General features: G+C 77.5%; 5 protein-coding genes. All 5 read right to left on the reverse strand.

The genetic code is table 11. From position 1 onward, the window contains the following. A partial coding sequence (locus ABEB16_RS15900) for a siderophore-interacting protein (RefSeq protein WP_345713201.1) occupies nucleotides 1–862 on the reverse strand: 862 nt, incomplete at its 3' end. Further along, entirely contained in the window at nucleotides 859–2,187 is a 1,329-nt protein-coding gene (gene entS, locus ABEB16_RS15905) for an enterobactin transporter EntS (protein ID WP_345713202.1), read from the reverse strand. The genes entS and ABEB16_RS15900, both read right to left, overlap by 4 nt. Next, the gene (locus tag ABEB16_RS15910) at nucleotides 2,184–2,420 is read right to left on the reverse strand and encodes an MbtH family protein (RefSeq protein ID WP_345713203.1); all 237 of its coding nucleotides are present in this window, start codon (nucleotides 2,418–2,420) and stop codon (nucleotides 2,184–2,186) included. The genes entS and ABEB16_RS15910 overlap by 4 nt, the downstream gene beginning before the upstream one ends. Nucleotides 2,421–2,497: 77 nt before the next feature. Next, nucleotides 2,498–6,556 (reverse strand): amino acid adenylation domain-containing protein, encoded by a 4,059-nt coding sequence (locus ABEB16_RS15915; protein ID WP_345713204.1) that lies wholly within the window; start codon nucleotides 6,554–6,556, stop codon nucleotides 2,498–2,500. After that, nucleotides 6,553–9,259: condensation domain-containing protein (locus ABEB16_RS15920; RefSeq protein ID WP_345713205.1), on the reverse strand; the 2,707-nt coding region annotated here is incomplete at its 5' end. The genes ABEB16_RS15915 and ABEB16_RS15920, both read right to left, overlap by 4 nt.

Consider the following 9,259-nt stretch of genomic DNA (forward strand, 5'->3'; position numbering starts at 1 on the left):
CGGCGCCCCCCTCGTCCTCGTCGTGCTCCTCGTCCTCGTCGTGGTGGTGGTCGTGGTCGGCGGCGCCGAGCTTCCAGTAGCCGTCGACGTCGAAGTGGTCGCGGTCCAGGCCCAGCTCGCGGGACAGGTAGCGGCGCAGCGGCTTGATGGAACCGGACTCCCCCGCCACCCACACGAACCCGGTGCCGGCGGGCAGCGGCAGCGCGCGCACCGCCCGCTCCAGCACGTCGCTGCGCCCGGCGGGGACGCCGCCGCGGTGCAGCCAGGTGACGCGCGCGTCGGCGCGGGTGGGCAGCTCGATCTCGTCGCGGGCGTCGTCGACCTCCACGAACGCGGTGACGGGCACGCCGGGGCGCAACCGCTCCAGCCAGCGGGCCATCGCCGGCAGCGAGGTCTCGTCGACGGCGAACACGTACCAGTCGAGGACGTCGCGCACGAGGAACGAACCGCGCGGGCCGAGCACCCCGATCCGCTGACCGGGTGCGGCCTGCGCCGCCCAGCGACCGCCGGGGCCGTGGGGGTGCAGCACCATGTCGATGCTCAGCTCGCGCGCGTCCGGGTCGTAGGAGCGGACGGTGTAGTCGCGGTTGACGAGGTCGGCGTCGGCGGCGCGGTCCACCCAGCGGTCGTTCTCGATGGTGGGCAGCCGCGGCTCGGTGGAACCCGCCGGCGGCGGGAACAGCTTGACGTGGTCCTCCGGGGCGATGGTGGTGAACCCCGCCAGGTCGTCGCCGGTGAGCACGACGCGCACCATCCGGTGCGTCAGCGGTTCCACCCGCGCCACGGTGAGCACCCGCGGCACGAGCGGGTGGGTGTGCAGCTCGACGGGGGACCCGACCCAGGTCTCGGCTGTGGTGGTCACGCGTTCTCCTCCAGGGTTCGTCCCGGCACGTGCGCCGGGAGGGGGTTCGGGACGTCGGCGGCGTCGTCCCCGGCCGCGTCGCCCCCGGGGCGGACGCGGGCCCGGACGAGGGCCGGGCAGGCGAGCGCGACGAGCACCGTCGCGGCGAGGGCGGCCACGCCGCCGGCGACGATGGCGGGACCGGGGCCGACGGCCCTCGCGGCACCGCCGAGCGCGAGGCCCCCGAGGGCGTCACCGGTGGTGGCCTGCGCCGACCACAGGCTCGACACCCGCCCCCGCAGCCGGTCGGGGGTGTGGTGGGCCAGCACGGCGTAGCGCAGGATCTCGCCGATGACGTCGGCGTACCCGACGACCACCATGACGGCCACGGCCGCCGCGACCGACCGGCTCAGGCCCAGCACCGCGACCCCCGCCGCACCGGCGCACAGCACCGCGACGAGGGCCAGGCCGGCCCGGCGCACCCGGCCGGTCCAGCCGCTGGTGAGGGACCCCAGCAGCGCCCCGGCCGCCGTGGCGCTGACGAGGTACCCGAACACCCTCGCGTCGGCGGCCAGCTCGTCCGCCACGAAGAACGGCAGCAGCACGTAGGGGGAGGCGAAGAGGATCTGCACGAAACCCAGCAGCAGGACCGCGGCGACGACCCGCTCGCGCAGCGCGAACCGCAGTCCCCCCGTGAAGGAGCGCCACGGCCCCGCCTCCTCCTCGTCCTCCTCCCCGGCGCCCGGTGGCATCGGCCCGGCCGACCACACCAGCGCGACGGTCACGGCCGAGGCGGCCGCGGCGGCGGCGTACGTCGTCCACCAGCCCGGGCCCTCGATGAGCGCGCCCGCCAGCAGCGGGGACAGCACCGTGCCGAGGTCCAGCGTCAGCGCCATGAGCGCACCGGCCGCGGCGAGGCGCTCCTCCCCCACGAGGGCGGGCACGGCCGCGGCCAGCGCCGTGGTGCTGAACCCGCCCGCCAGCCCGTCCACCACCGCCACGACGTAGAACACCGCGAGGTCCGGCTGCGGCGCCAGGGCGTTCACCACGAGCACCGCGAAACCCAGCGTCGCCACCGCGCGGGAGACCGCGATGACGGGACGGCGGTCGAAGCGGTCGGCCACCACCCCGCCGGCGAGCAGGCCCGCGAAGGAGGCGACCCCCAGCACGGCGTTGACGGCCGCGACGTGCAGGGGGCTGCCGGTGAGCTCGGTGACGTGGTCGGTCAGCGCCAGGGACAGCATCCCGAGGCCGAACACCGACACGGTGCGCGCCCAGAACACCCGGCGGAACGCCCGGCTCTCCCGCAGCGGCCGGACGTCGATCGCGAGGTCGGCGAGCCTCACGGGGCGGTGCCCGCGGGGGTGGTGGGGGTCGCCGCCATCGCCTCCCGCAGCGAGCGGGGCCGCAGGTCCTGCCAGGACGTCGTGACGAACTCCAGCGCCTCCTGCCGCGGTGCCGGGCCGAAGGCCACCCGCCAGCCGGCGGGGACGGCGGCGAACTCCGGCCACAGCGAGTGCTGCTCCTCGGCGTTGACCAGGACGAGGAAGCTGCCGTCGGCGTCGTCGAACGGGTTCACGGGGTGCTCCAGGTTCTCGGGGTCTCTCGGACTTCTCAGGGGTTCTCGGGGGGTCCCGGGTTTCCCGGGCCGGTCGCTCAGACCGGCACGCGGCGCAGGGCGGCGGCCAGCAGCGGGCCGATCTCCGACAGCGCCGCGGGACCGGTGAGGTCGTCGTGGGTGCTGTTGACGTCGTGCTGCTCGACGTGCCCGGCGTACGGCTCCCAGCGCCGCCGGCCGTCGCGGGCGGCGGCGTCCCGGCCGGCGACGGCGCTGAACAGCAGCAGGTCCGCGGCCACCGGCCGGTGGCCGCGGCGCAGCAGGTGCGCCGACATGAGCGCCGCGGAGTGCACGTAGGTGTCCACCACCGCGTCCAGGCGCCCGGCCCCCAGGTCGGCCCACACCCCGCCGGAGTCCGCGAGGAACTCGGTGACGTCGGCGCGCCGGTACGGCGGCTCCAGCCACTCCGGAGCCTCCGCCAGGCTGGTGGCCAGCAGGAACCGCAGCGCCTCCTGCTCCAGGTCCGCCGCCGGCCCGTCCTCGCCCCCCGGCCCGGCGCCGGGGGCGCCCGCCGGGTCGGCGGGTTCGGCGTCGAGCACCGCGAGCAGCTCCACCCGCTCCCCGGCCTCCTCCAGCTGCGCGGCCATCTCGTGCGCGACGTGCCCGCCGAAGGACCAGCCCAGCAGGGAGTACGGCCCGTGCGGCTGCACCGAGCGCACGTGCGCGACGTAGCGGCGCGCGAGGTCCGCCAGGGTGCCCGGCACCCCGTCCGGGCCGGACAGCCGCGGCGACTGCAGCCCGTACAGCGGCCGGCCCGGTTCCAGGTAGGGCAGCAGCCCCGCGAAGGACCAGGCCAGCCCCGCCGCCGGGTGCACGGCGAACAGCGGCGGCAGCGAGCCCGTGGTGGACGACGCCGCGCGCAGCGGCAGCAGCTCCCCGCAGGCGTCGTCGGCGGCGGAGCGGCGCAGCTTCTCCGACAGCGCCGCCGGGGTGGGCGCGGTGACGACCGCACCGACGCTGACGGGTTCGGCCAGCCGCGCCCGCAGCAGCCCCACCAGCCGCATCGTGAGCAGCGAGTGCCCGCCGAGGGCGAAGAAGTCGTCGTCGACGCCCACCGCGTCCAGGCCCAGCACCTCCGCGAACGCCTCGCAGACCGCCCGCTCCCGCTCGTCGCGGGGACCGCGGCCCGAGGTCTGCGGCTCGGCGGGTTCGGGCAGCGCGCGCCGGTCGAGCTTGCCGTTGACGGTCAGCGGCAGCGCGTCCAGCGCCACGAGCACGGCGGGCACCAGGTGGTCGGGGGTCGTGGCCGCCAGCTCCCGGCGCAGCGCGGCGAGGTCGAGGGGTCCGGCGTCCGACGTGCCCGCGGGCACCACGTACCCGACGAGGCGCTGCACGCCCCGCCGGTCCGGGCGCGCCACCACCGCGGCCTGCGCCACCTGCGGGTGCGCCGCCAGCAGCGCCTGCACCTCCCCCGGTTCCACCCGGAAACCCCGCACCTTCACCTGGTCGTCGGTGCGGCCGAGGAAGTCCAGCTGCCCGTCGGGGCGGCGGCGCACCAGGTCGCCGGTGCGGTACATCAGCGAACCGGGCGCGCCGAACGGGTCGGCGACGAACCGCTCGGCGGTCAGGTCCGGGCGGCCGAGGTAGCCGCGGGCCAGCCCCGCCCCCGACACGTACAGCTCCCCCGGGGTCCCCGCGGCGACGGGGCGCAGCCCGGAGTCGAGGACGTGGACGCGGGTGTTGCGGATCGGGCCGCCCACCGTGGGGGTGGCGCTGTCGTCGGTGCCGCCGCCCAGGGTGTTGATCGTGTACTCGGTGGGGCCGTAGAGGTTGTAGCCCAGGACGCCGTCGGCCTCCCGCAGCGCGTCCCACTCCCGCGGGCCCACGGCCTCCCCGCCCAGCAGCACCAGGCACGGGCGGTGGCGGGTGCCGTCGGGGCCGGTGTCGAGCAGCCCGTCGGCCAGCAGCGCCGCGCACACCGACGGGGTGACGTTGACGACGTCGACGCGCTGCTCGGCGCAGTAGGCGGCCATCGCGGCGGAGTCGCGGCGCAGCTCCTCGTCGAGCAGGTGCACCTCGTGCCCCTCGACGAGCCAGAGCAGCTCCTCCCACGACATGTCGAACGCGAAGGAGACGGTGTGCGCGATGCGCAGCACCCGCCCCGCCCGCGCCACCACCGGGGAGAAGATCTCCGCGCGGTGGTTGACGAGCATGTTCACCAGGCCGCGGTGCGGCACCGCGACGCCCTTGGGGCGCCCGGTGGAACCGGAGGTGTGGATGACGTAGGCCAGGGCGTCGGGGTGGTGCCCGCCGCGCTCGGCGGCGCCCAGCGGGTGCGCCGGCAGCGCCGCCAGCTCCGCCTCCACCGCCTCCTCCCCCAGCAGCAGGACCGGGGTGCCCACGGGCAGCCAGGCCAGGGAGTCGGCGGTGGCGACGGTGAGCAGCGCGCCGGTGCCGGCCAGCACCTCCGCGATGCGCTCGCGGGGGTGGCCGGGGTCCAGCGGCACGTAGGCGGCACCGGCCTTGAGGACCGCCAGCAGCGCCACGACGAGGTCCGCGCGGCGCGGCACGCCGAGCGCCACCAGCGTCTCCGGTCCCGCGCCGCGCGCCACCAGCGCCCGCGCCAGCCGGTTCGCCCGCGCCTCCAGCTGCGCGAACGTCAGCTCCTCGCGCACGCCGCCCACCGGCCCGGCGACGAGGGCGAGGCGGTCCGGGACCCGGGCCGCGGTGTCCTCGAACAGCTCCTCGACGGAGCGCGCCGGGACCGGGCCCACCGCGCCCGCCCCGGCGGCCGCCAGCGCGTCGAGCTCGGCGGCGTCCAGGGGTTCCAGCCGGGCCACGTGCCGCTGCGGGTCGGCGACGAGCTGCGCCAGCAGCCGCTGCGCCCGCGCCAGCAGCTCCTGCGCCTGCGCGGCGGGCACGAGGTCGGCGCGGTGGGACAGCATGAACCGGTACGGCTCGCCGGGGTGGACGACGAACGTCAGCGGGTAGTGGGTGGCGTCGCCGCCCTCCAGCCCGACGAGGCCGGTGGCGGCGCTCAGCTCGTCGAGGAGCTCGTCCTCCTCCGGGGTGTTGCGCAGCACGTAGAGGGTGTCGAACAGCTGCCCCACCCCGGCGCCGCGCTGGATGCGGGCCAGGCTGGTGGCGTGGTGCGGGATGAGGTCGCCCTGCTCGGCGTGGAAGCGGCGCAGCAGGTCCCCCACCCGCTCCCCGGGCCGCACGGTCAGCCGCACCGGCACGGTGTTGAGGAACAGCCCCACCATCGTGTCGACGTCCTCGATCTCGGCGGGGCGGCCGGAGACGGTGCTGCCGAACACGACGTCGTCGCGGCCCAGCAGGCTGCGCAGCGTCAGCGCCCACGTCGCGCAGAACACCGAGTTCACGGTGACGCCCAGGGAGCGGGCGAACTCCGCGATGCGCTCCCCGAGCCCGGCGGGCAGGTCCACCTCGACGACCTCGGGCATGATCGTGGCGCGCTCGGGGTCGGCGGGGGCGACGAGGGTGCCCTCCTCCAGACCGGCCAGCGCCGCCGACCACGCCGCGGCCGACGCCTGCGCGTCCTGCGCCGCCAGCCACGCGAGGTAGTCGCGGAACGGGCGCGGCACCGGCAGGGCGGAGTCGTCGCCGCCGGCGCGGTAGGTCCGCAGCAGGTCGGTGACGACGAGGGCGTCGGACCAGCCGTCGACGAGCAGGTGGTGGTTGGTGACCACCAGCGCGGCCGAACCGGGCGCGAGGTGGACGAGGACGAACCGGATGAGCGGCGGGCGGTCCACCTCGAAGCGGCGCTGGCGCTCCTCGACCTGGATGCGCTCCAGGCGCGCGGCGCGCTCGGCGGGCGGCTGGTCGCGCAGGTCGACCTCCCGCCACGGCAGGGCCACCCGGCGGGGGATGAACTGCACGGGCTCGGGCATGCCGCGGTGGGCGAAACCCGCGCGCAGCGCGGCGTGCCGGCGCAGCAGCGCCTCGCAGGAGCGGCGCAGCGCGGTGGCGTCGGGTTCCCCGCCCGGTCCGCCGGAGAACTCGTAGGTGCTCTGCATCGTGTAGACGTCGAGCGCGGCCTCGTCGGCGAGGGCGTGGAACAGCAGGCCCTCCTGCAGCGGTGCCAGCGGCCAGACGTCCTCGATCGCGGAGGGCTGGTCGTCCTGCTGCGTGCTCATCCGTTCCTCACCATCTGCTCCAGCAGCGCGAACCGCGCGGCGTCCAGGTCGACGAGCGGGCGCTGCGCGTCCCGCGGGGTTCCGGCCGCAGCCGGTTCTGCGGTGGGCAGGGCCGCGGCCAGCGCCGCGGGCGTGCGGTGCGCGAACAGCAGTTTCGTGCTGACGTCGAGGCCCTCCCGCCGCAACCGGCTGACGAGCTGCATCGCGACGATGCTGTCGCCGCCGAGGACGAAGAAGTCGTCGGCGGCGGCCACCGCGGGCAGGCCGAGCACGTCGGCGAACACCCGCCGCACCCGCTCCACCTCCGGGGCCCCGGCGGTTGCGGCGGGTTCCGCGGTCCCGGTGGGTTCCGCGGTCCCGGTGGGTTCCGCGGTCCCGGCGGGTTCCGCCGACGCCGGTGCGGGCAGCCCGAGGACCTCCACCGGCGCACCCAGCAGCGCGCCGTCGGCGACCCGGGCCAGCGCACCCAGCAGGGCGTCGAGGAGCTCGGCGCCCCGCGGCGCGAGGTCGGCGCGCACGTCGAGCAGCACCTCCGGGCCCGCGCCGGAGCCGTCCGGGGCCCCGGGGGTGACGGTCACCGCGACCGGGTAGTGCGTCGCGTCCTCGCCGTCCACCACGCCGAGGCGCACCCCCGAGGGGTGCACCGCGCCGTCGGCCACCACCGGGTAGTTCTCCACCACGAGCAGCGTGTCGAACAGGGTGCCCGTCCCCGCCGCGCGCTGGATCGCGGCCAGCCCCAGGTGCTGGTGCTCGGCCAGTTCCGCCTGCTCGGCCTGCACCCGGCGCAGCAGCGCGGCCACCGTCCCGGCCCGCTCCCCGGCGCGGAAACCCACCCGCACGGGCACGGTCGTGATGAACAGCCCGAGGGTGCGCTCGGCGCCGGGGACCTCGGCCGGGCGGCCGGAGGCGGTGGTGCCGAGCACCACGTCGTCGCGCCCGGTGGCGCGGGCCAGCACCAGCCCCCACGCCACCTGCACGAGCGTCGCGGGCGTGACGCCGGCGGCGCGGGCCGCGGCGTGCAGCCGGCCACCGAGGCCCTCGGGCACGTCGGCCCGCAGCGTGCACCCGCCGGCGCCGGGGGCCTCCCCGGGATCCTCGCCGGAGTTCTCCGCGGGGTCCTCCGCGGGTTCCGGTGCGAGCAGCGTCGGGGCGGACAGGTCCGCCAGCGCCGCCCGCCACGCCGCGCGGGCGGCCCCCGCGTCACGGGTCGCCAGCCACACCAGGTGGTCGCGGTAGGGGCGCACCGCGGGCAGGGCGCGCTCGTCGCCGCCCGCCGCGAGCAGGTCCAGGAGCTCGGCGACCAGCAGCGGCGTGGACCAGCCGTCCAGCAGGAGGTGGTGGTGGGCCAGCACCAGCACCGAGCGCCCCGGCCCGCAGCGCAGCAGCGCCGCCCGCAGCAGCGGCGGGCTGTGCAGGTCGAACGGGGTGTGCAGCTCCGCGGCCGCCACGTCCGCCACCGCCGCCGCCTGCGCCGCGGCGTCCAGCCCGCCGAGGTCGGCCTCCCGCCACGGCAGCGCCAGCTCCCGCGGCACGAAGGCCACGGGCGCGTCGAGGCCGTCGTGGGTGAAGCCCGCCCGCAGGTTCGGGTGCCGGCGCAGCAGCGCGTCGCACGCGGCCCGCAGCGCGGCGGGCTCCAGCGGGCCGAGCAGCTCCAGCGAGACCGTCGCGGTGTAGGCGTCGGTGTCGTCGGTGAGGGCGTGGAACAGCATCCCCTGCTGCAGCGCGGTCAGCGGCAGCACGTCGTCCAGCGGCTGACCGGCCAGCGCCTCCAGCGCCTCCACCTGCTCCAGCGCCAGGTCCACGAGGGGGAAGTCCGCCGGCACCGGCCCGCCCGCGCCGGGACCGCCGGCGCCCGCGGCCAGCGCTCCCAGCGCCGCGGCCCAGCGCCCGGCGAGGTCGCGCACCGCGTCGTCGCCCAGCAGCCGCGGCGCCCACTGCCAGGACGCGACGAGCTCGGGGCCGTCCGCGCCCGGGGCGATCCACGCGTTGAGCTCCAGCGGGTGCGACAGCGGCAGCGCCGCCGCGCCGGTGGCCGCGGTCTCCAGCTCGGCGACGTCCACGCCGGTGTCCGCATCGCCCGCACCGGCGCTGCGGCCCAGGTAGTTCACGAGCACCCGGGGTGCCGGCAGCGCGGCGAGCTCCGGGCCCGCCACCGGGTCCAGGTGGCGCAGCAGCCCGAACCCCGAGCCGTCGCCGGGCACCGAGCGCAGCCGCTGCCGGACCCGCTTGAGGACGTCGCCCGCCGGTGCCGCCGGGCCGAGGCCGTGCACCAGCCGCACCGGCCACGTCGCGGTGAACCAGCCCACGGTGCGGCTGAGGTCGAGGGAGTCGTCGCGGCCGTGGCCCTCGACCTCCACGAGCAGGTCGTCGCCGGCGGCCAGCACCAGCGCGGTGAGCAGGGCCTCGTCGACGCGCGCGCCGAACGCCTCCCGCAGCGGGCCCAGCAGCGCGGCGGTGACGTCGGCGGGCACGGTGGTGGTGAGCCGGTGCGCCGCGGCGAGGGTGTCCTGTGCCGGGTCGAGGGTGTCCTGTGCCGGGTCGAGGTCGAGGTCGAGTGCGGGGGCGTCGGTGGGAGCGGTGGCTGCCGCGGCGCCGTTCCCGCTGCCGCGCAGGGTGTCCCGCCAGTGCGCCAGCTCGGCCCGGCGCTGCGGCAGCTGCGCGGTGAGGGCGTGCGCCCAGCGCCGCAGCGGCACCGGCACCGGC

This window comes from Kineococcus glutinatus, from assembly GCF_039542765.1.
In the GTDB taxonomy this organism is placed as follows: Bacteria; Actinomycetota; Actinomycetes; order Actinomycetales; family Kineococcaceae; genus Kineococcus_A; species Kineococcus_A glutinatus.

Excerpts from the sequence above, each read along its gene's own strand:
- ABEB16_RS15915 (WP_345713204.1), bottom strand. The coding sequence starts at position 6,556 with ATGAGCACGCAGCAGGACGACCAGCCCTCCGCGATCGAGGACGTCTGG.